The organism is Bacillus sp. AR4-2 (assembly GCF_008274865.1).
GTDB classification, from domain to species: domain Bacteria; phylum Bacillota; class Bacilli; order Bacillales; family Bacillaceae_G; genus Bacillus_A; species Bacillus_A cereus.
In genome coordinates, this window is record NZ_CP031062.1 from 1445717 (window position 1) to 1468043 (window position 22327).

Here is a 22327-nt window from a genome sequence, read left to right on the forward strand (position 1 = left end):
TATCTTCCGTCGAGTTGGCAGGGCATGTTATTTGACGATTACTTTGCCTGCCATTCCTTTAAGAAGATGGTATCGACATATTAATTCATATGTACCAGTATTTTTAGGTTTCACGGTAATATTCTTTTCTTTTCCTGACTCGATTACGACGTCAATGCCGAGTTTTTTCACTGTAAAGGTGTGCTCGTTTTTACCTTTATTTTTCAATAGTAATGTTGTTGATCCTTCAAGCGGAATCGTGATAACATTTGGATTAAAGTAATCATCATTTAGTTCAACCTCAATCACTTTCGTTAAATCGGTGGGGGGTGTTACGACAGTAACTGAGGCAAATACATGGGAGGATCCTAAAGACATCCACCATACAATCATTACAAGCAAACTGCTGAATCGAAATAACCACCTGTTCATAGACATCCGCAATTCTCCTTTGTTAAGTACTTTCCTCAATTAACCTGCATCATTAGTTTAAGAGTTATACTATACAGTTAAATGGATTACAGAAAAAATTAACTTGGACTTTTTTAGCATGCGTTGAAAAAACATGTATCTTTTCAGGATTGAATTCTCCATAAAAACTGTATAGCATATATACTCTCGTGTTAAATTTCATATACCGTAATAAGAATAAAAAATTATTTTTTCAAAAAAATGTAGTAATTCCTTTTTGTAGTTTGCTATAATTAGTTCGAATGTGGGCAGTATCAGAGCGAACTGCACCATGATTCGAAGTCATACGAAAAATAATAACTTGGATTCTGCCTTGATCCAATAACGGACTGGGACAGAGGGATGAATAATGCCGACTAACACACAACCCTTCTGCCCTTTTATGGTCAGAGGGGTTTTTTATATGATTTCGGCCATCTCCTCTCTCCTGCATAAAGGAGGAGTAGTTTTTGAAAACAAAAACAGATTTTTTGAAGATGAAAGAGCAAGGTGAGCCGATTACAATGCTAACGGCGTATGATTATCCATCTGCTAAATTAGCAGAAGAAGCTGAAGTTGATATGATTCTAGTTGGAGATTCTCTTGGAATGGTTGTACTCGGATACGATTCAACAGTACCTGTAACAGTAGAGGATATGATTCATCATACGAAAGCTGTACGCCGTGGAGCGAAAGAGACGTTTATTGTAACTGATATGCCATTTATGTCGTATCACGTATCATTACAAGAAACGATGGTGAATGCACGTCGCATCGTTCAAGAGAGCGGGGCACACGCACTGAAGGTAGAAGGTGCTGGAGAAGTTATATCGACGATTCAATATTTGACGAACGCAGGAATTCCTGTTGTAGCGCATTTAGGTTTAACCCCTCAATCTGTAGGAGTGTTGGGTGGATATAAAGTGCAAGGAAAAGATGCGGAGAGTGCAAAAAAATTAATAGAAGATGCAAAGAAATGTGAAGAAGCTGGTGCAATAGCGCTTGTGTTAGAATGTGTACCAATGCAGTTAGCAGAACTTATTTCAGAGCAACTAACAATACCAACAATTGGGATTGGTGCAGGACAAAAAGTAGATGGGCAAGTGCTTGTTTATCATGATCTTATCTCATACGGCGTAAATCGTGTTCCGAAATTTGTGAAGCAATATACGTCTGTTCAAGAGGAGATTGTGCGTGGGATTTCACAATATGTTACTGAAGTAAAGACAAGGCAATTTCCTGAAGAAAAACATTCGTTCACAATGAAAGAGGAAGAATGCTTAGCGTTATACGGAGGAAAACAATAATGAAAATCGTAACTACAGTGCAAGAGATGCAGCAAATTACAAGCGAACTTCGTGCAAGTGGAAAGAGTATTGGTTTTGTTCCAACAATGGGTTATTTACATGAAGGCCATGCTACTTTATTACGTAAGGCAAGAGAAGAAAATGAAATTGTAGTTTTAAGTGTATTTGTAAACCCACTACAATTCGGCCCAAATGAAGATTTAGATCGATATCCTCGTGATATTGATAGAGATGAAAATGTAGCAAAAGAAAACGGTGTAGATTATTTATTTTATCCGAGTGTAGAAGAAATGTATCCAGCAGAACAAACAACAACAGTAGAAGTTGTGAAGCGCACGGACGTATTATGCGGTCAACAAAGACCTGGTCATTTCGCTGGTGTTGCAACTGTACTGATGAAACTATTTAATATTACGGTGCCAACACGTGCTTATTTCGGTATGAAAGATGCTCAACAAGTTGCAGTAATTGAAGGATTTGTAACTGATTTCAATATTCCAGTTACAATCGTACCAGTTGATATTGTAAGGGAAGAAGATGGTTTAGCGAAAAGTTCTCGTAACGTGTACCTATCACAAGATGAACGTGAAGAGGCTCTTCATTTATACCGCAGCCTATGTATAGCGAAAGAAAGAATTGAGGCAGGTGAACGTAATCCGGAAATCATTACAAATCTTGTGAAAGATTATATTGAGACGCATACGAAAGGCACTGTAGATTATGCGGATTTATATGCATATCCGTCATTAACAATGGTAGAGAAAGTCGAAGGAAGAATCATTTTAGCTATTGCAGTTAAGTTTGAAAATGTAAGATTAATTGACAATATAACATTAACGGTTAAATAAGGGGGAGCATCTATGTTTCGCACAATGATGAGAGCAAAGTTACATCGTGCAACTGTAACGGAGGCAAATTTAAATTATGTAGGTAGTATTACAATTGATGAAGACTTAATGGATGCAGTAAATATTGTAGAAAACGAAAAAGTCCAAATTGTAAATAATAATAATGGTGCTCGCTTAGAGACATACGTTATTAAAGGGGAACGCGGTAGTGGTGTTGTTTGTTTAAACGGTGCTGCGGCAAGACTTGTACAACCAGGGGACAAAGTAATTATTATTTGTTATGGGCTAGTTACGGAAGAAGAGATTCATACACAAGAACCAAAAATTGCAGTACTAGACGATAATAATCAAATTATTGAAATGTTAGGTGCTGAAAAAGCGGGTACGATATTATAAGTAGAAAAGCTATCTCCATTGCGGAGATAGCTTTTTTGTGCATCTTTTCATTAAGATGAGATAAAACGTGGTATAGTAACATTATATAAATTATTGTTGTTTGAAAGGTAAGAAATTGAGGTGTTACATATATGAGTAAGCGTTATGTCGTTGTTGATTTAGAGACGACAGGGAACTCCTGGAAAGATGGGAAGGATAAAATTACCCAAATTGCAGCTGTTGTAGTAGAAGATGGAGAGATATTGGAGATTTTTTCGTCTTTTGTTAACCCAAAGAGAGAGATCCCACCATTTATTACAGAATTAACAGGGATTGATGAAAGTCTTGTAAAACAAGCCCCGTTATTTCAAGATGTAGCCCCGATGATTGTTGAGCTATTACAAGGTGCGGCTTTCGTTGCGCATAATGTTCACTTTGATTGGAATTTTTTAAATGAAGAATTAAGGCAAGCTGGATATACAGAAATACATTGTCCGAAAATCGACACGGTTGAATTGGCTCAAATTCTTTTGCCGACAGCCGATAGTTATAAATTACGTGATTTAGCTAAGAAACATGAACTAGAGCACGATCAACCACATCGTGCGGATAGTGATGCTCTTGTAACAGCGGAATTATTTTTACAATTTTTAAATGAAATTGAAAAGTTACCACTTGTCACGTTGCAATCGCTTTATGAATTAAGTGATGTGTTCCAAAGCGATATAGCTGATGTGCTTTCTGAAAATATTTTAAAGAAAGTAATGCACGGTAAAGAAGATATAACGGAGTATGAAATACATCGAAATATTGCGCTGAAAAAGCGGAACTATTCCTTAAAGCTTGGAGAAACGTGTTCATCAAAGTTTGATGCTTTCTTGAATAAAACGATGGATAAATTGGAATCACATATGCCAAAGTTTGAAAGAAGAGAAAGTCAACAACTGATGATGAAAGAGATATATACGGCGTTAAGAGATTCTCGTTTTTCACTAATTGAAGCCGGTACAGGAACAGGAAAGACTCTCGCTTATTTGCTTCCTAGTCTTTATTTTGCAAAGAGAAAAGAAGAACCTGTCATTATAAGTACACAAACGGTACAACTCCAACAACAAATATTAGAAAAAGAAATTCCGTTATTACAAAAAATAATGCCATTTTCATTTGAGGCAGCTCTTCTAAAAGGAAGAAAGCATTATTTATGCTTACATAAATTTGAGTATGCTTTGCAAGAGGAAGAAAAAAATTATGATATGGCACTTACAAAGGCGAAGATTTTAGTTTGGCTATTGCAAACTGAAACAGGTGATCGAGACGAATTAAATATTCCTGAGGGCGGAAAGTTACTTTGGAATCGTATTTGTAGCGATGCGTATAGTCCAGGCGGTATGCAAAGTAATTGGTTTAGTCGTTGTTTTTACCAGCGAGCGAAGAATAAAGCTTTATTTGCAGATATCGTTATTACAAATCATGCGTTATTATTTCAAGATTTTTCAAGTGAAGAACCGTTGTTCGCTTCATGCGAACATATTATTTTTGATGAAGCTCACCATATTGAAGAAGCCGCGAGTAGAACATTGGGTGAACAGTTCTCTTGTATGTATTTTCAATTGGTTATATCTCGTCTTGGGACACTAGAAACAGAAGATGTACTCTCCAAAGTATATAAAATGATGAAAAAATCAGAGCAAGCATCTCGTTCAACTTTCCGTATGATAAGTTATAGTTTGAAGGAACTTAAGTTTGATGCGGATGAACTCTTCCAAATGTTACGTACTTTTATATTTAAACAAACAAAGCAAGAGCAAGGAACGAATAATATGCCGCTCATCTATAGGTATAACGCAGAACTAGAAAAAGGTAAGTTGTGGGATAGTATCGTCGAATTAACAAATCGTTTTATATATGAATTAAGAAGGGTAGTAACTGCTCTTGAGAAGCAAGTGGATATATTGCAAAGTAAGTTAGAATGGGAGATGCATGTTGTAACAGGTGAATTTATGCATTTAATTGAGTTGCTGAGAAAGATGGCAGAATCATTACAGTTACTCGTATTAGAAAAGAATTCGTATGTAACTTGGATGGAGACTGAAACGAAAGGGACGATTCATTCAACAGTTCTATATGCACAGCCTGTTCATATTGGTGAAAGATTTGCTGATGAATTTTTAACAGAAAAAAAGAGTGTTATTTTTACATCCGCAACACTAACAGTTAACGATACGTTTGATTATATAAAAGAGGAACTTGGTTTACATGATTTCGCTCCAAATACTTTAAAGGTTCCGTCGCCATTTCGTTATGATGAACAGATGAAATTAATGGTGTCAACGGATGTACCTTTTATTAAGCAAGTAAGTAATGAGCGATATATTGAATCTGTATCGGAACATATTGCAAAGATAGCGAAAGCCACAAAAGGCAGAATGCTCGTTTTATTCACTTCGTATGAAATGTTAAAAGAAGCGTATGCGAATTTAAAAAATAATGATGAATTAGAGGGGTATTTATTACTGACCCAAAGTGTGAATAATAGAAGTCGAAGCCGCTTAATTCGAAAGTTTCAAGAATTCGACAAATCAATTTTATTAGGGACGAGCAGTTTCTGGGAAGGAATAGATATTCCAGGAGATGCCTTAAGTTGTCTTGTTATAGTCCGTCTACCATTTACACCTCCTCATCAGCCGATGATGGAAGCGAAAGGTGAGTGGCTAAAAAATCAAGGTGAAGATGTATTTGCTAAATTAGCGCTTCCACAAGCAATATTACGTTTCAAACAAGGATTCGGCCGCTTAATTCGAACGAATACAGATACAGGAACGGTAGTAGTGTTAGATCGTCGTTTGACGAGTTCTTCCTATGGAAAACGATTTCTACAATCGATTCCTAACGTACCTCTTTATGAAGGACCATTAGAAGAATTGTTAGTACAATTAGAAGAACCACCAAATGAATAAAAATGGAAGAAAAATACGCCTGAAGTACTTATAAACTTCAGGCGTAAAAAATGTGGGTAGGAGGAATTTTATTTTTCTTACTTCTTGTATACAAAATGTGTTGGTTTTCGACTTGAAACCTTTTTTTGCTGTACATGTCCTGCTATAATAGATGGGTGATGAAGCAGGGGTTGTAAAGAATGTACTCTTATTGTAACCGCATTGCGTTCTTCTATAATTAGAAATTTTTGTGTAACGGAGGAGTTTTTTCATGGAGAAGAAAATCGAAGTACTATCAACGACGCGTATTAAATATTCGTCGGATTTGTATAAAATTGTTGATAGTTTAAATCGTACGTTAAAAGAGCAGGACCTCATGTTCGGACTAGCATTAGACGAAAAAGATAAAGAAACAGCTGTATTTACGATTTACAGAACGTAGTGATACAATGAAAAAGTGGATCTTTGCAATCATTATTGTTATCGTTGCTAGCGGAATATATGGGGCGTATGTTTATAATAAAGCGATGGGAAAGAAAATTCCAAAAGAGTCGAAATTTGTAGAAATTGCTAAAGAAAAAGCAAAGCTTACAAAGGTGAAATCTGTTGATTATTACAACGGAAAATCTGCATATATAGTCGTGCAAGGTACAGATGAAAAGGGAGAACAACTTATCGTTTGGGTGCCTGAGAAAAAAGGGGATACTGTAGTAAGGAAAAAGAGCGAAGGTATTTCTGAAAAAGAGGCTATACAAAGAACAATAGAGCAAGTCGGCAATGAAAGTAAGGAATCAAAAAGTAAGCCGAAAGAGATTATGAAAGTGAAATTAGGCTTTGAAAATGATGTACCACTATGGGAAGTTACATATATTGATGATGACAATCGTTATAGTTATTACTATCTTGAATTTAAAGATGGAAAATTTTTAAGACGATATAGCATTGAAAAATAGATGTAGGGGGAACTACAAATGAAATTAGCAAAGCGAGTAGCTGCTTTAACACCGTCTTCAACTTTAGAAATTACAGCAAAGGCACAAGCATTAAAAGCAGAGGGTCATGATGTAATTGCATTAGGGGCAGGGGAACCTGACTTTAATACACCAGAGCATATTATGGATGCTGCACATAAAGCGATGTTAGAAGGGCATACGAAGTATACACCAACAGGTGGATTACAATCGTTAAAACAAGAAATTGTGAAGAAATTTACTCGCGATCAAGGTATTGCGTATGATCCATCTGAAATTATTGTATGTAATGGTGCAAAGCATGCATTGTATACATTATTCCAAGTATTACTTGATGAAGGAGATGAAGTTATCATCCCAACTCCTTACTGGGTAAGCTATCCAGAGCAGGTAAAGCTTGCTGGCGGTAAGCCGGTTTATGTAGAAGGTTTAGAAGACAATGAGTACAAAATTACAGCAAAGCAGCTGCGTGAGGCAATTACAGAGAAAACGAAAGCAGTTATTATTAATTCACCGAGCAATCCAACAGGAATGATTTATAGCAAAGAAGAATTACAACAGCTTGGAGAAGTATGTTTAGAACATGATATTTTAATCGTTTCTGATGAAATTTATGAAAAATTAATTTATGGTGGCGTAGAATATACTTCAATTGCCCAGCTTTCTAATGCATTAAAAGAACAAACACTTATTATTAATGGTGTATCTAAATCTCATTCTATGACAGGATGGCGTATTGGATATGCTGCAGGAAATAAGCAGCTTATTAAAGCGATGACGAACTTAGCGAGTCATAGTACGTCAAACCCTACTTCAATCGCTCAATACGGCGCAATTGCGGCATATGTAGGCTCACAAGAACCTGTGGAAACAATGCGTCAAGCCTTTGAAGAGAGATTAAACATTATTTATGATAAATTAATTCAAATCCCTGGCTTTACTTGCATTAAACCGCAAGGTGCATTTTACTTATTCCCTAACGTAAAAGAAGCTGTAGCTTTATCAGGATATGCAACAGTTGATGATTGGGCAAAAGCTCTATTAGAAGAGGAAAAAGTGGCTCTTGTACCAGGTACAGGATTTGGTGCTCCAAATAATGTTCGCTTATCATATGCGACATCTCTTGAACAAGTAGAGAAAGCATTAGAGCGTATCCATACATTTATGAAAAGTAAAGTGCAAGCTTAATTTTATATTTCATTCATGTAATATAAAAAACCTCCCCATTAATAGGGAGGTTTTTTTGAAGAATTGTGGCAAAAAGAAATAGCTAAAGGTGTGTTATACTAGAGAGCGAGGTGTTTGGTGATGAAAAAGAAAATGATGTTACAGTGGTTTGAGCAGGGAAGCATTGCAATTCCAAAATTACTTATGATGCATTATAAAAAATTAGGTTTAAATGAGACGGAATTTATGGTCGTACTTCATGTACACACATTTTTAGAATCAGGTAATTCGTTTCCGACTCCTTCAGAGATTTCTGAACGGATGACGATAACGGAAATGAAATGTATGGAAGTAATTCAAGCATTGATTCAAAAAGGGTTTTTATCACTAGAAGGTGGACAAAGATCAGAAGCGATGATGTGCGAAAGTTATTCTTTACAACCGTTATGGGAAAAAATATTACATTTCTTAATGGATGAATCGATAGAGGAAGAGCAAAAAGAAAAAAAACAGCTGCAAGTAAATTTATATACAGTATTTGAAAAAGAATTTGGAAGACCACTTTCGCCGTTCGAATGTGAAACGTTAGGAATGTGGGAGGACCAAGATCAACATCATCCCAATTTAATTCAAGCGGCTCTTAGAGAAGCTGTAATGAGTGGAAAACTAAATTTCCGATATATTGATCGTATTTTATTTGAATGGAAAAAGAATGGAATTAAAACGGTAGATCAGGCTCAAAATCAAGGTCAAAAATTTAGAGCGAATCAACAAAGAGCACAACAAATGACAAAACAAGAGACGAAATTTACTGGAAAAGTGCCTTTTTATAATTGGTTGGAGCAGTAATATAGGAGGAAGTATATGTTAAATAAAACGCAAATTCGCTATTGTTTAGACACAATGGCGGATATGTATCCAGAAGCACATTGTGAATTAATTCATGAGAATCCTTTTGAATTAGTAATCGCGGTAGCACTATCTGCACAATGTACAGATGCACTTGTAAATAAAGTGACGAAAAATTTATTTCAAAAATATAAAACACCAGAAGATTATTTAAGTGTATCTTTGGAAGAGTTACAACAAGATATACGTTCTATTGGGTTGTATAGAAATAAAGCAAAAAACATTCAAAAATTGTGTCAGATGTTGCTGGATGATTACAATGGAAAAGTTCCAGAAGACCGTGACGAGTTGACGAAATTACCAGGAGTAGGGAGAAAAACAGCAAATGTAGTTGTTTCGGTAGCGTATGGCATCCCGGCAATTGCTGTTGATACGCATGTAGAAAGAGTGAGCAAACGGTTAGCGATTTGTAGATGGAAAGATTCGGTGTTAGAAGTAGAAAAAACATTAATGAAGAAAGTACCGATGGATGAGTGGGGAGTTACACATCATCGTATGATTTTCTTTGGACGTTATCACTGTAAAGCACAACGACCGCAATGTGAGGAGTGCAGACTGTTAGAAGTATGTCGTGAAGGAAAGAAGCGAATGAAGGTGAAATAAAGGATGGAGCGAGTTATAGAAATACCGAAAGAATTTCACTGTTTACCATTTTTTAAAGAAAGTGTAAATTTAGTTAAGTATCATACAGACAATTCTTTTGAAGAGATAATACAAAATACTTACTTTATATTTGATATTGAAAGACAGTATGAGCCGTGGAAGGAAATTGAAAACAGCATTCCAGCGATGTTGAATGTATGGAAAAATAAGCATGAAGACATTGCTATACTGTTTCGAAATAGAAATAAGCAAGAGGCTGAGGGACCAATGATTCTTTTTGCAGCTCACTTGTTATCGGTTGTCTATTGGCTAAATGAACAACCTGTTCATAGTTTGAATGAAATGCAAATAAATACGAATAAATTAAAAGTGCAACCTGTTAATTTTATGGAAAGATATTCATTCATTATAAAGAAACCGAGTAATTATCATTCTTATATTCAATTAGCGCAGTTGTATATCGAAATAGAAAAGCTGTATGTAAAGAAAATGATAACAAAAAAGAAGTCCGCTTCTCGTTAAGAGAAACGGACTTCTTTTTTGTATATTAGGACTCTGTTGTAACAACAGCACCGTCTGCGTGAGGTGTATCTCCTCCGGTATTTTGGTGTTGCTGTTCTTGTTGTTTCTTAGCCTCTTCTTCAGCTTTTTTCTTGGCCTCTTCTTCAGCTTTCTTCTTAGCTTCTTCTTCAGCTTTTTTCTTAGCTTCTTCTTCAGCTTTTCTTCTAGCTTCCTCATCAGCTTTCTTTTGAGCTTCTTCTTGCTGTTTACGTTGTTGTTCTTGCTGTTGTTCTTGTTGTTTCTTAGCCTCTTCTTCAGCCTTTTTCTTAGCTTCGTCTTGTTTTACTTTATCTTCATTAGCCTTTTTCTGGGCTTCTTCATCAGCTTTTTTCTTAGCTTCTTCATCGGCCTTTTTCTTAGCCTCTTCTTCAGCTTTTTTCGCATCTGGAGTTCCGCCAGGCGCAGTGAAGGATGCACCAACTGCTGGGCTTGTTCCAGTGCCTTTTTTCGCTACTACAGAGAAGCTGTAAGTAACACCTGGTTTAATACCACCAAGAGTAGCTGTCGTACCACTTATTGATAGGCTACCACTTGAACCATCAGTTGCTTTATAGCTGGCTGCATATGCATCGACTTCTGCTGGTCCAGACCAGTTTAGTGTAACTGTGCTAGCGCCATCAAAAGTGACATTCAGACCACTAGGGGCATCTACTTTAATTTGTTTAATTGCATCTTTTTTCGCACCTTTTACGTATAATTCTCCGTTTATTTCTTGTACAGAAGAAGGACGTTCAAAGCGTGATTTATCTGTAGCGAATTTGCTCATCATTACTTGGAACATTTGCTGTGCAATTTTAGTATAACGATCACTAATGTAGTTTTCTGGACCATTCTTTACGTAACCCGTCCATACAGCCATCGTATATTGTGGTGTATATCCAGCGAACCAGCTATCCCTGTTTGCATCAGCTGGAATGCCGTATTTCTTTAAATCTTTTGCATCAAAGTTTTGCGTTCCAGTTTTACCCGCTACGTCAACACCTGAAACATATGCTGTTGGTCCTGTACCACCAGAACCAGGTTTTACTACGTCACGAAGAACGTCAGTTACCATGTAAGCTGTATAGTCTTGCATAGCGCGTTGTTCTTTCGGTTTAAAGCTTTTCTTTTTCCCGTCCGGGAAGGTTACTTCTTTTACGAAATGTGGTTTATTATAGTTACCACCATTACCGAAGGTTGCATATGCACCTGCTACTGCTAATGGAGAACTATCGTTACTACCAATTGCAGTAGATTCATGTACTCCATTTTCAAATGTCATGCCTAAACCTTCAGCAAACTCTTTTGATTTATTAAGTCCAACTGTTTGAGCTGTCTTTAAAGCCGGGATGTTTAATGACTTCTTCAATGCTTCACGAAGTGAAACGTCACCTTTAAAACTCCCTGTAGCATTTTTAATCTTTGTGCCATCCGAATAAGTATATTCAGAGTCATTTAATTGATGGTAAGTAGACCATTGAAGATTCTCAATCGCTGGACCGTAGTCGAAAATTGGTTTCATTGTTGAACCAACTTGGCGTTTTAAATCAGTTGCCATATTATGACCTTTGAAAGTGGACTTATTTTCTTTACGTCCAGCACCAATTGCTCGAACTTCTCCAGATTGTGTATCCATAAATACGAATGATCCTTGGAATTGATCGTTTGGATACTTAATAAGATTACCATCCATAATTTTTTCAGCGTAATCTTGAGCATCTTGATCAAGTGTTGTATGAATCGTTAAACCATCTGAACCGATATTTACATCAGGATATTCTTTTTCAACTTCTTTTACAACCGCATCTAAAAATGCTTGATACTTCATCTCAGTTACTTCTGAAGACGGTTGAAGGCCCTCAGTTACTGGGATCTTAACGGCGTTATTCATTTCTTCTTTTGTTATATAACCATGTCGATTCATTAATGATAATACGACATTACGACGATTTGTTGCTCGTTCAACATTTTCCTTTTTTGTTGGATCATAAATGTTTGGACCTTGGGGTAAACCAGCGAGCATAGCAGCTTCATGTAATTGCAAGTCTTTTAAATCTTTACCATAATATTTTTGCGCTGCTGTCGCAATACCGTATGAACGGTTACCCAAATTAATCTTATTTAAGTACATTTCTAAAATCTCATGTTTAGAGTATTGTTGCTCTAATTTGTAAGATAAGTACCATTCTTGTACTTTTCTTTTAGCAGTTTTGTCCATCGTTAGAAAGTAGTTTTTAACGACTTGCTGTGTAATCGTACTACCACCTTGGGAACCGAAACCACCAGTGACATTTTCCATAACTGCTTTTGTAGTTCGTTTAAAATCAATTCCATTATGATCATAGAAACGCGAATCCTCAGTTGCAAGGAATGCATTTTCAACTACTTTTGGAATTTGATCATAAGTAACGTGTGTTCGTTTTTCAGCACCGTATTCATAGAAGAAATTCCCGTTTTTATCAAGAAACTTTGTTGATAAAGGATTAACAAGTTTGGCTTTGTCTAATTTTGGAGCATCCTTTACCATAACAAAGAAAGCGGAAACGCCGGCTACAAGACCAACGATACCAAGAAGTAGACAACCTATAAGAAATTTCTTGAAAAAGGAGCCTTTTTTCTTTGGTTTTTCTTCTTTATGTGTTTTTTTTTCTTGATTTTTCACATGATTTCGTTCTGTACGAGAACGATAATTATCTGACATTATACTTTCTCCTACCTTTCATTCTCTCCCCCAAAAGTCGAAAAAAGAGCCTTAGTGATGACTCTATCACGAAAAATAAACCATGTCTAGTACACGGATATAGTCAATCCGAGGGTGATAACCGCATGATAATAAGGATCCATGCTCTTCTATTTCTTCTTTCGTAATCGACTTGCGTCCACCAGTATTTTGACGATTCCAAAATGCAATAATATGTTTTGCATCTAGTAAATAAAATTCATCAAAAAGTGTAAATTTAATAATAACAAATGCAATTCCATTATGAGCAACCACTTGCTTCATATGTTCAATTTGATGAAGGTGGAAGTTTTGAAGTGGGAAACTAGTTTTATTTTTTGTTTCCTTTGCTTCAAAATCGATGTATTTCCCTTTGTATACACCGTTGTAATCTGTTGTAGAAGGTTGTTTAAAATACGCTTCTTTTACCACTGCAGCACTTCGAGCGGGGTAATCTACTTTTACAATTTGAAGAGGTGTAGGCTTTTTATGTACACATGCAATATTATGGGTTAAGTAATATTGATTTGTTTCATTCAATTCCTCTTCAAGGGACATACCTCTATTACTATAAGTATGTGTTTTTATAGGTGTTTTTTGAGGTTGTGAAGCTTGATTATACCTTTTTCCATTTGGGTAACGAATGGTCATAGTGTGTCCACCCCCAACTTGCTAAGAATTACTTACAAAGGTGATTATATCAAAAAATGAAAAAAGATGTGACCTTTTTGATGAAAGGTATGATGACTTATTTATGTTTACATGGAATGATTATATGAAAATGAAACAAAATCGAGAAAAAAATTTTTGTACAGAGGAAGAAAAAGCAATCGTTCACAATATTAAAAAGAAAACAGAAATAGCTAATGTGGACAATATTTCTCGGACACAATCTTATCAAGAATATTATGTAAGAAATAGTGAAATCAGGTGGGCCTTTTTAGCGAGTATGGTTTCGAGAAATGCGGGCTGGAATATGACTGATTTAGAAGGGAGATATTATGCTACTGTTTTACCTAGAACGGTAAAAAAACATTTATTTATTCTGTACGAACAGGCTAATTGGATTATTTTTTTAGATGCATTTCCTCAGCTATTATTGTATGAGGAAAGTAAGAAGAGACGTGCACCTCTCTTTCATTTGTTGCAATATTTCAACGTATCAATTTTTATGGAAAAAGAATGGTTACTTTTCTGGGAAAGAAGAGATATGAATAGGCTTATGACAGCGCTTATTATAAATGAACAAAATAAAATTCAAAAACCAGTCATTGAGAACACATATTTTAAAAAACATGTATTCCATACTGCACTTTTTAAAGTGCAAGAAAGACTTCATATTAGTGCAGTTATCTTCCCAACAATTGAAGGGAGAATGTATGGATTTTCGGTTTATCAATTTGAAACGTTACAACAGCGTATAGAACTAGGAAAAAAATTAGCATGGTTATTGTTTCATCCAATTTATAATGGTTCGTTTTATAAGTTTGCATTGCAAACTACACATACTGGGTCTAGAGAAGATTATGAAGTTTACGCAAAGGAAACTCGAAAGTCTTATACGCCAACACTTAGAGATATTTATCCTGTTATTTTACATGAAGAAATAAAAATGAGAGATTGGTTTTGTGCAAATATGAAAATGAATGTGCTATTTGTACCTGAAGAACCTAAAGGGGAAGTTAATATAACAGAATGGTATAGAAGAAAGAGAGAACAAATCTATAGGCTATCTATCGCAAATCGTTTTGCTAAAAGGATGGATGAGTTCATGATATAATAAAAAAGAAGTCCCGTCTTCCATTTTGAAGACGGGACTTCTTAATTTGAAACAATCCTGCTATGTGTGCTACAACTTTAATCTCAAAACGTAATGCTAGTAGGAGATTAAGGGTGACTTGAAATTTAACTGTTCGTAATAAAGTCTCGCTTTATGTAGCAGGGAAGTTTGGACCATCTAGCTTTGGATTGCCAGTCTCGGGTTTATTTTGTTGTTTGTTTTGGTTTTTCTTTTTTTCATTTTTGTTCTTTGCCATTGTAATACACCTCCTTTTTGTATTGTTACCATTTCTATAAATGACATACGAAATGATTTCTTTGACGAATAACAACTAGTTTTGTCATGTGGGCAGGAGTGGTGAATCATTCGGCGAAATTACATGACAAAGGAAAAGCAAAGAAGGAGGCGTTTTGTATATGGCGATGGTTCAGAAGGAAGATGTAATGAAAAAAATGGATCAAATGTTAAGTTCTCTCGATTTGCTGGAAATGAATATAGGGATTAGAATGAATCATGCATTAAAGGATGCGAGTGAAAAAATATGCAATAAGATAGAAATAACAGAAATGCATATTGAACATATGGAAAATAAATTAGTGCATCACGAAGAGAAAGGGAATTGGGTAAAGACATTTCAAAACGTCGTAGTGAGTGCATAATAAGGTGGGAAAGAAATGAAGAATGAAGCATTAATACAGTCTTCAGAAAAACTCATGCAGTATAATAATGAAGCGAATGTAAAAAAGAGAGAACTAACCGAATACGACTTTTATAAGGATATGAAACCGTTTGTAGATATGGTAGATGAGGAATTAAAGAAGTGGAAAGAATTAGCTTATAAGTGGATTAAAGAAGAAAAGCCAAAATATATACATGTACAGCAAATTGATCAAGTATATGATAATTTACAAACGAATGTGTTGCAATGCTTTGTAAATAAAGGTAAAGGTAAACGATTCTTTGAAACACACCAAGCCATTTCGTATACTTTGCAAAATATAGTTGAGCAATGTAAATAACAAGAGGGAGAGCCCTCTTGTTATTTTTATGCTTCTGTCATTGTTGTAGGTTTTGTTGCGCCGTTTATTTCTAATTCTTTTATTAATGTTCGATAATCTGATATGCATATTTTTCCTTCGAGATACCAATGTCTCGCAAAGTCTAATAATTCATTTGCATTCTCTGTGCAATACCCCTTTTTTTGAGAAAACGCTTGTTTTAAATCCCCTAATACCATGTTGATTCCTCCCCCATGAGAATCTTCTTCTTTATTATCATAGCATGGAAGGGTTTTCTTTTTTAATTTTTTAAAAATTTAAACTTCCGACAAAAATAGACAGATACTCCATCACACATATTATTTTATAGGTACATATTATATATGTAGAAACTTATGTGAAGGAGGAGAGAATGCATGTTTCAACAACCTAACTTATATCAGCAAACGAATCCATATGCACAGCAAAATATGTACCAATATAATACGGATACATATTTACGGTATAATATGTATCCTTTCGAGCCTTATTATGGAAATCAAAATTATTATCAACCGTTTGAAGTGTCCTTTATGAATCAAGCTCAACAACCACAACAGCAGCAACCTTATGTGAATCAAGCTCAACAACCACAACAGCAGCAACCTTATGTGAATCAAGCTCAACAATCACAAGCTCAGCAACCATACATGAATCAACCACAGCAGCAGCCTTATATGAATTCGCAATATTATATGCCACCACCATCGCCGTATGCTAATCAACAAGCGATGTTTTATCCACCAAAACAACCGTACCCGACGCAGGGTAAGCAAAAGCAACAACAGCCAAGTCAGTTTTCTAGTTTTGTTTCTCAATTTAAAACATCAGATGGTAACTATGATGTAAATAAAATGATGAATACAGCTGGACAAATGATGAATGCGATGAATCAAGTGACAGGTATTGTAAAGCAAGTTGGAGGCTTTTTTGGTAAGTGATGTTGAAGGATTGTCTATAAAAACAATGTAAATGAAATAAAGGACTAGACAAATTTCCTTGTAATAAATGGGTATATATAACAAACGGCTTTCTCTCTTTTCTCATACTGTAAAGTGTAATCAGATTTTTTTAACGAGAGAGGAGAGAAAAAACTATGCATCATTGTCATCCTTGCTTTGGAGGGCATAAGCCTACAGGACCTATTTGTACGACTGCTCCTGTCATTCATCCGACGAAACAATGCGTAACACACTCTTTTTCAACAACGGTGGTGCCACACATTTTCCCAACACATACAACACATGTACATCATCAACAAATTAAAAACCAAAACTTCTTCCCGCAAACAAATTCAAATGTAAATGTTGTGGACCCAATCGACCCAGGATTCGGTGGCGGATGTGGACCGTGTGGCCATGGTCATCATCATCATCATCACCACGGTCATCAAATATCTCCATTTGGGCCAGGACCGAATGTATCACCGTTTGGACCAGGACCAAATGTATCACCGTTTTTACCAAACAATGTATCACCAGTAGGTCCAAATATCGGACCAAACGTTGGTGGAATATTTAAAAAGTAAATGATATGTTAGAACTAGCGAAATGCTAGTTCTTTTTTTGTAATTGGAGTGTTGATATGAAAGTTATTGCAGTAACAGGATATAAGCCATTTGAACTTGGAATATTTAAAAATGATCATCCAGGAGTGGAGTGTATAAAGAAAGCATTACACCGTAAATTAATCACTTTTGTAGAAGATGGTTTAGAATGGGTTATAATAAGCGGCCAATTAGGTGTAGAATTATGGGCTGCTGAAGTTGTTTTTGAAATGCAAGTAGAATATCCTGATTTAAAATTAGCGGTATTCACTCCGTTTTTAGAACAAGAAGAAAATTGGAAAGAAGATAATCGTGAATATTACGAATTTATTCTTTCTCAAGCAGACCATGTTGATAGTATCACGAAACGGAAGTATGAAAGCCCAGAGCAATTTAAATTAAAAAATCAATTTTTTATTGAAAAAAGTGATGCGCTTTTAGCGGTATACGATGAAGAAAAACCAGGAAGTCCCAAATATATTGTAGAATCAGCAAAGAAAAAAGGGGAAATAGAAAATTATCACAGTTATTTCATTCTTTTTTCTGATTTACAAGATATAATAGAAGAGGAACAGTGGAATAATGCAGAGTAATATGTAATATAGTACTCGTATATATGATTGACAAAAAGCATTGTTTCTGAAAAAATTTAGTTAATGAAAGTTTTGGTAAAAATTTGAGGTGAAGAAAATGATTTCGGATAAAATTAAATTAACAGCGAAAGATATTTTAGAAAAAGAATTTAAAACAGGTATGAGAGGTTATCAGCAAGAAGAAGTAGACAAGTTTCTTGATATGATCATTAAAGACTATGAAGCTTTCCACAAAGAGTTTGAGCAATTAAAGCAACAAAATGCTCGTTTAAAGCGTGAATTAGAGGAACAAAAATTAGCAGTAACGCAAGTTCCACAACAACCTGTACAAACACCAGTTGCACAACCGGTTTATAACAACACGAATACGGATATTTTAAAACGCTTATCTAACTTAGAAAAAGCTGTATTTGGAAGTAAGTTATACGAATGATGTAAGGTGGGAAAAGGTTTAAGCATTTTACATAGAAAAAAACGTTGCAAAATCTTTTTGTTTCCACTATACTAATGGATGTCATAACGTTTGGGTAATCGCTGCAACGCCAACGTTGTAGAGGAAAGTCCATGCTCGCACGGCCTGAGATGGCTGTAGTGTTCGTGCCTAGCCAATTCATAAGCTAGGGTATTCTGGCTGTAAGGCTGGTTTAACGGCAGGGAAAAAACCTAAGTCCTTTCGGATATGGTTTGACTACCTTTAAAGTGCCACAGTGACGAAGTCCTTGAAGAAATGATAGGAGTGGAACGAGGTAAACCCCACGAGCGAGAAACCCAAATAATGGTAGGGGAATCTTTTCCAAGGAAATGAACGACGGGAAAGGACAGGTTTTATAACCTGTAGATAGATGATTGCCACCGGAGTACGAGGCGTGGGCCGTTTGTAGTACAAAGGAACAGAACATGGCTTACAGAACGTTATGAACCAACTATGAAATAACTCAGCTCTCCTTTGTTAGAGGAGGGCTTTTTATTTGTATGAAGTTATAAAGTATGAGTTAAAATGGTTAATGAGAAAATTTTTCGTAAAATGTAATAATTAATAGGACCAATTGCTATTAATTATTGTTTGAATATACATAAGAGGTGAATGCAAATGGGAAAAGTTACTTTAATTGCAACAGCGGCAATGGGTATTGAAGCGTTAGTTGCCCGAGAAGTTCGCGATCTTGGTTATGAATGTCAAGTAGAAAACAGCAAAGTAACATTTGAAGCAGATGAAAAGGCGATTTGTCGTACGAACTTATGGTTACGTACTGCGGACCGTGTAAAAATTAAAGTTGGCGAATTTAAAGCAACGACATTTGATGAGCTATTTGAAAAAACGAAAGCATTAAACTGGGGAGATTATATTCCAGAGAATGGTGAATTCCCTGTTATCGGTAAATCTTTAAAATCTGAATTATTCAGTGTTTCGGATTGCCAACGTATCGTTAAAAAAGCTGTCGTTGAAAAATTAAAAACAACATATAAACGTACAACTTGGTTTGAAGAAGATGGTCCGTTATTCCGTATCGAGATTGCAATGCTCAAGGATATTGCAACATTAACAATTGATGCGAGCGGTGTTGGGCTTCATAAACGTGGATACCGTATGGATCAAGGGGAAGCTCCGTTAAAAGAAACATTAGCTGCGTCTTTAATTAAATTAACAAACTGGAAGCCAGATCGTCCATTTGTTGATCCATTCTGTGGATCAGGTACAATTCCGATTGAAGCAGCATTAATTGGACAAAACATTGCACCAGGATTTAACCGTGGTTTCGCATCTGACGAGTGGGGCTGGGTAGGTAAACAAAACTGGCGTGAAGCTCGTCAAGAAGCTGAAGATTTAGCGAACTATGATCAACGATTACAAATCATTGGATCAGATATTGATCATCGTATGATTCGAGTTGCTCAAGATAACGCAGAAGAAGTAGGCTTAGGCGATTTAATTACATTTAAACAAATGCAAGTAAAAGATTTCACAACAAAAGAGGATTATGGCTACGTTGTAACGAATCCTCCATACGGAGAACGTTTAAGTGAAAAAGCACTCGTTGAACAACTGTATAAAGAAATGGGACAAGTATTCCGCCCATTAGATACATGGTCAGCGTATGTATTAACAAGCTACGAAGCATTTGAGAAGTGTTACGGAAAAGATGCGTCGAAGAAGCGTAAACTGTTTAACGGATTTATCCGTACAGATTACTACCAATACTTCGGAAAACGTCCACCGCGTAATTCATAGTATAAAACTCCTCCAGCGCGCATATACTGGCTATTATGTAATGCGTAAAGGAGGAAGTCATATGGATAATTTTCAATTATCAATGATTCAAAAAGCTATTCACCGTACGTATGATGAGCTCGGAAAAGAAGTGGATAGTCAAGGTGCGATTGTAGATGAAATACAAAAAGCACAAGAAGAATATTTGTCAGCTCTTTCACATGAAACAGCGATTGATAAACGGTATTTAAAGTCATTAATATAGAAGAAAATTTTCCTTTTTCGAAAGGAAAATTTTTTTTCGTGAATTTCTATGTATTGCAACAGGGGAAAGTGGCTGCACACATATGCGTAGCAGTTGCTATTATCTTTTTATAGAAAAACTTTTTGGTTGGAGGCTAAGGATGTTTACTGAGAAGAGATTACCATTTGAAGTAGGAAAACAAGATAATTTTTATGATAAGTTGAATGAGTGGATTGGAGATGTGTTTTACGACATCCTTCCGGAAAAAGGCTTTGAAGAGCGTGATGAACAAATTTTTATGGCGTTTCAGTTAGAACGCGCTTTCCAAGAAAAGAAAGTTATGTTCGCAGAAGCTGGTGTAGGAACAGGGAAAACAATTGTATATCTTCTATATGCAATTTGTTACGCGCGTTATACTGGGAAACCAGCTATTATTGCTTGTGCAGATGAAACGTTAATTGAGCAGCTTGTGAAAGAAGAAGGGGACATCGCTAAGTTATCTGAAGCATTAGGGCTATCTGTTGATGTAAGGCTTGCAAAATCAATGGATAATTATTTATGCTTACGTAAACTTGAAGATGTTATGAGTGGACGAGCTCCAGAAGTAATTGAAGACGTATATTACGAGTTACCACAGTTTGTATTTGATCATGGTACGATGCAAAACTTTACTCACTATGGTGACAGAAAAGAATTTCCACTTTTAAATGACGAAGAATGGTCAAAAGTAAATTGGGATTACTTCCAAGATTGCTTTACTTGTGATTCTCGTCATCGTTGTGGACAAACTCTTTCTCGTGAACATTATCGTAAAGCAGCAGATTTAATTATTTGTTCTCAAGATTTCTATATGGATCATATTTGGACGTACGATGCTCGTAAGCGTGAAGGGCAAATTCCATTATTACCAGAAAGTAGCTGCGTTGTATTCGATGAAGGACATCTTGTAGAATATGCAGCTCAAAAAGCTTTAACATACCGTTTAAAGCAAACGATGATGGAGCAACTATTAACGAGATTGCTACAAAACGATATTCGTGAGGAGTTTGCACATTTAGTAGAAGAAACAATTTGGCAAACTGAACGATTCTTTGATGTGTTACAAGAGCATAAAAAGGAAATTGCCGGTTCTGATCGTCTAGAAATTACTGTGACAGAAAAAGTAACAGCTGAAGCGAAACGACTTTATGCAAAAATCGGTGAAGTTGGAGATGCATTAGTATTCGAAAGTGAAATGCATACAGTAAACACGTATGATTTAAATATTGTTGATGAGCATTTAGATGTATTAGAACATTCACTTCGTCTGTTCATGCACGAGAAAAATGTAATTACTTGGGGTGAAGAAGGTGATGGTGCCTTCACGTTAGTTATTATGCCGCGTGCAGTTGAAGAAGTGTTACAAGAGAAAGTATTCTCGAAGAAAATACCGTATATTTTCTCTTCTGCGACATTATCGAACAACGATTCATTCGCTTTCACAGCTAATAGCCTAGGGGTAAAAGATTACTTGTCATTCTCAGTTGCTTCACCGTTTGATTACGAAGAGCAAATGACAGTAAACTTACTATCACATACGAAAGAAAATGAATGGGAAAGAAAGTGTCAATATACACTTGAAAATATACAAAAAACAAATGGACGTACGCTTGTATTATTCCGTACAACGCAAGAGCTTGCAGCGTTCAAAGAGTATGTAAGTAAAGAGCAAATGTCGGTTCCGTTCTTATATGAAGGAGATCAGGAAATTAGCCAGCTCGTTTCTCGTTTCCAAAATGAAGAAGAGACTGTACTTTGTGCGGTTCATTTATGGGAAGGTTTAGATATTCCTGGTTCATCATTATCGCACGTTATTATTTGGTCTTTACCATTCCCTCCAAACGATCCTGTGTTTGAAGCGAAACGTAAGCACGTAAATGATCCATTCTGGGATGTAGATGTACCATATATGATTTTACGACTTCGTCAAGGAATTGGGCGTTTAATTCGTACAAGTGAAGATAAAGGTGCTATATCAATTTTCTTATCTGATTCAGAAGATGAGAAAGTAGTTGCAGCTGTGAAAAATGTACTGCCAGTAGAAGGTAAAGAATTATAAGGAGAAAGCTTGGCGC

25 protein-coding genes and 1 other RNA gene are annotated in these 22327 nt (G+C 35.8%); 21 read left to right on the forward strand and 5 right to left on the reverse strand.

Annotated features, from left to right (window positions below):
- Positions 1–27: 27 nt before the first annotated feature.
- Entirely contained in the window at positions 28–417 is a 390-nt protein-coding gene (locus DN399_RS07595; protein WP_000062388.1) for a cupredoxin domain-containing protein, read from the reverse strand.
- Between the two features lie 482 nt (positions 418–899).
- Between DN399_RS07595 and panB the strand changes: the two genes are divergently transcribed.
- The 10 genes from panB to DN399_RS07645 all read left to right on the forward strand — a co-directional run bounded on the left by panB (position 900) and on the right by DN399_RS07645 (position 10067).
- Entirely contained in the window at positions 900–1736 is an 837-nt protein-coding gene (gene panB / locus DN399_RS07600; RefSeq protein WP_000851108.1) for a 3-methyl-2-oxobutanoate hydroxymethyltransferase, read from the forward strand.
- Positions 1736–2584 (forward strand): pantoate--beta-alanine ligase, encoded by an 849-nt coding sequence (panC, locus tag DN399_RS07605; protein WP_000707025.1) that lies wholly within the window; start codon positions 1736–1738, stop codon positions 2582–2584. The genes panB and panC overlap by 1 nt, the downstream gene beginning before the upstream one ends.
- A 12-nt stretch (positions 2585–2596) precedes the next feature.
- Positions 2597–2980: an aspartate 1-decarboxylase gene (gene panD / locus DN399_RS07610; RefSeq protein WP_000490184.1), complete on the forward strand. Its 384-nt coding sequence runs from the start codon at positions 2597–2599 to the stop codon at positions 2978–2980.
- A 131-nt stretch (positions 2981–3111) separates the two neighbouring features.
- Positions 3112–5916 carry an ATP-dependent DNA helicase DinG gene (gene dinG, locus DN399_RS07615; protein ID WP_149149429.1) on the forward strand — a complete coding sequence of 935 codons (2805 nt, stop codon included), beginning with the start codon at positions 3112–3114 and terminating at the stop codon, positions 5914–5916.
- A 250-nt stretch (positions 5917–6166) separates the two neighbouring features.
- Positions 6167–6337 carry a YpmA family protein gene (locus DN399_RS07620; RefSeq protein ID WP_000412179.1) on the forward strand — a complete coding sequence of 57 codons (171 nt, stop codon included), beginning with the start codon at positions 6167–6169 and terminating at the stop codon, positions 6335–6337.
- 7 nt (positions 6338–6344) lie between these two features.
- A complete protein-coding gene (locus tag DN399_RS07625; RefSeq protein ID WP_000758739.1) occupies positions 6345–6848 on the forward strand; it encodes a cell wall elongation regulator TseB-like domain-containing protein in 504 nt (167 codons plus the stop codon).
- An 18-nt stretch (positions 6849–6866) separates the two neighbouring features.
- Positions 6867–8054 carry an aspartate transaminase AspB gene (gene aspB / locus DN399_RS07630; protein WP_149149430.1) on the forward strand — a complete coding sequence of 396 codons (1188 nt, stop codon included), beginning with the start codon at positions 6867–6869 and terminating at the stop codon, positions 8052–8054.
- 120 nt (positions 8055–8174) lie between these two features.
- Positions 8175–8882 (forward strand): DNA replication protein DnaD, encoded by a 708-nt coding sequence (dnaD, locus tag DN399_RS07635; protein WP_000728542.1) that lies wholly within the window; start codon positions 8175–8177, stop codon positions 8880–8882.
- Between the two features lie 15 nt (positions 8883–8897).
- Complete coding sequence (gene nth / locus DN399_RS07640; protein ID WP_000933030.1) at positions 8898–9545, forward strand: endonuclease III; 648 nt, start codon at positions 8898–8900, stop codon at positions 9543–9545.
- Positions 9546–9548: 3 nt separating this feature from the next.
- Positions 9549–10067 (forward strand): YpoC family protein, encoded by a 519-nt coding sequence (locus tag DN399_RS07645; RefSeq protein ID WP_016122187.1) that lies wholly within the window; start codon positions 9549–9551, stop codon positions 10065–10067.
- Positions 10068–10092: 25 nt separating this feature from the next.
- Here the strand turns inward: DN399_RS07645 and DN399_RS07650 are convergent, their stop codons facing one another.
- Positions 10093–12786, reverse strand: a complete 2694-nt coding sequence (locus tag DN399_RS07650) for a PBP1A family penicillin-binding protein (RefSeq protein WP_016122188.1) — start codon at positions 12784–12786, stop codon at positions 10093–10095.
- Between the two features lie 66 nt (positions 12787–12852).
- The gene (recU, locus tag DN399_RS07655) at positions 12853–13455 is read right to left on the reverse strand and encodes a Holliday junction resolvase RecU (protein WP_000155598.1); all 603 of its coding nucleotides are present in this window, start codon (positions 13453–13455) and stop codon (positions 12853–12855) included.
- A gap of 103 nt (positions 13456–13558) precedes the next feature.
- Between recU and DN399_RS07660 the strand changes: the two genes are divergently transcribed.
- Complete coding sequence (locus DN399_RS07660; protein WP_000495661.1) at positions 13559–14584, forward strand: DUF2515 domain-containing protein; 1026 nt, start codon at positions 13559–13561, stop codon at positions 14582–14584.
- Between the two features lie 151 nt (positions 14585–14735).
- On the opposite strand, the gene DN399_RS28600 is transcribed toward DN399_RS07660, so the two are convergent.
- Positions 14736–14915, reverse strand: coding sequence for a hypothetical protein (locus DN399_RS28600; protein ID WP_001987054.1), 180 nt, complete (start codon positions 14913–14915; stop codon positions 14736–14738).
- An 85-nt stretch (positions 14916–15000) separates the two neighbouring features.
- Between DN399_RS28600 and DN399_RS07665 the strand changes: the two genes are divergently transcribed.
- Positions 15001–15243 carry a hypothetical protein gene (locus DN399_RS07665; protein WP_001252036.1) on the forward strand — a complete coding sequence of 81 codons (243 nt, stop codon included), beginning with the start codon at positions 15001–15003 and terminating at the stop codon, positions 15241–15243.
- 15 nt (positions 15244–15258) lie between these two features.
- Entirely contained in the window at positions 15259–15603 is a 345-nt protein-coding gene (locus DN399_RS07670) for a YppE family protein (RefSeq protein WP_000786939.1), read from the forward strand.
- Positions 15604–15629: 26 nt separating this feature from the next.
- On the opposite strand, the gene DN399_RS07675 is transcribed toward DN399_RS07670, so the two are convergent.
- Positions 15630–15821 (reverse strand): YppF family protein, encoded by a 192-nt coding sequence (locus tag DN399_RS07675; RefSeq protein WP_000242652.1) that lies wholly within the window; start codon positions 15819–15821, stop codon positions 15630–15632.
- A gap of 177 nt (positions 15822–15998) precedes the next feature.
- Here DN399_RS07675 and DN399_RS07680 point away from each other — a divergent pair, with 177 nt between their 5' ends.
- From DN399_RS07680 to DN399_RS07715, 8 genes are all read left to right on the forward strand, one after another.
- Positions 15999–16562 (forward strand): YppG family protein, encoded by a 564-nt coding sequence (locus DN399_RS07680; RefSeq protein ID WP_016122190.1) that lies wholly within the window; start codon positions 15999–16001, stop codon positions 16560–16562.
- 155 nt (positions 16563–16717) lie between these two features.
- Positions 16718–17149: a CotD family spore coat protein gene (locus DN399_RS07685; RefSeq protein ID WP_000546272.1), complete on the forward strand. Its 432-nt coding sequence runs from the start codon at positions 16718–16720 to the stop codon at positions 17147–17149.
- A 56-nt stretch (positions 17150–17205) separates the two neighbouring features.
- The gene (locus tag DN399_RS07690; protein WP_000862908.1) at positions 17206–17760 is read left to right on the forward strand and encodes an SLOG family protein; all 555 of its coding nucleotides are present in this window, start codon (positions 17206–17208) and stop codon (positions 17758–17760) included.
- Between the two features lie 97 nt (positions 17761–17857).
- Positions 17858–18193, forward strand: coding sequence for a cell division regulator GpsB (gpsB, locus tag DN399_RS07695; protein ID WP_000622431.1), 336 nt, complete (start codon positions 17858–17860; stop codon positions 18191–18193).
- An 86-nt stretch (positions 18194–18279) separates the two neighbouring features.
- Positions 18280–18670, forward strand: an RNA gene (rnpB, locus tag DN399_RS07700) — RNase P RNA component class B.
- Positions 18671–18850: 180 nt separating this feature from the next.
- Positions 18851–19990 carry a THUMP domain-containing class I SAM-dependent RNA methyltransferase gene (locus DN399_RS07705; RefSeq protein ID WP_000521224.1) on the forward strand — a complete coding sequence of 380 codons (1140 nt, stop codon included), beginning with the start codon at positions 18851–18853 and terminating at the stop codon, positions 19988–19990.
- A 61-nt stretch (positions 19991–20051) separates the two neighbouring features.
- Entirely contained in the window at positions 20052–20234 is a 183-nt protein-coding gene (locus DN399_RS07710) for a DUF3921 domain-containing protein (protein WP_000368570.1), read from the forward strand.
- A 139-nt stretch (positions 20235–20373) separates the two neighbouring features.
- Positions 20374–22311 carry an ATP-dependent DNA helicase gene (locus DN399_RS07715; protein ID WP_149149431.1) on the forward strand — a complete coding sequence of 646 codons (1938 nt, stop codon included), beginning with the start codon at positions 20374–20376 and terminating at the stop codon, positions 22309–22311.
- Positions 22312–22327: the final 16 nt, after the last annotated feature.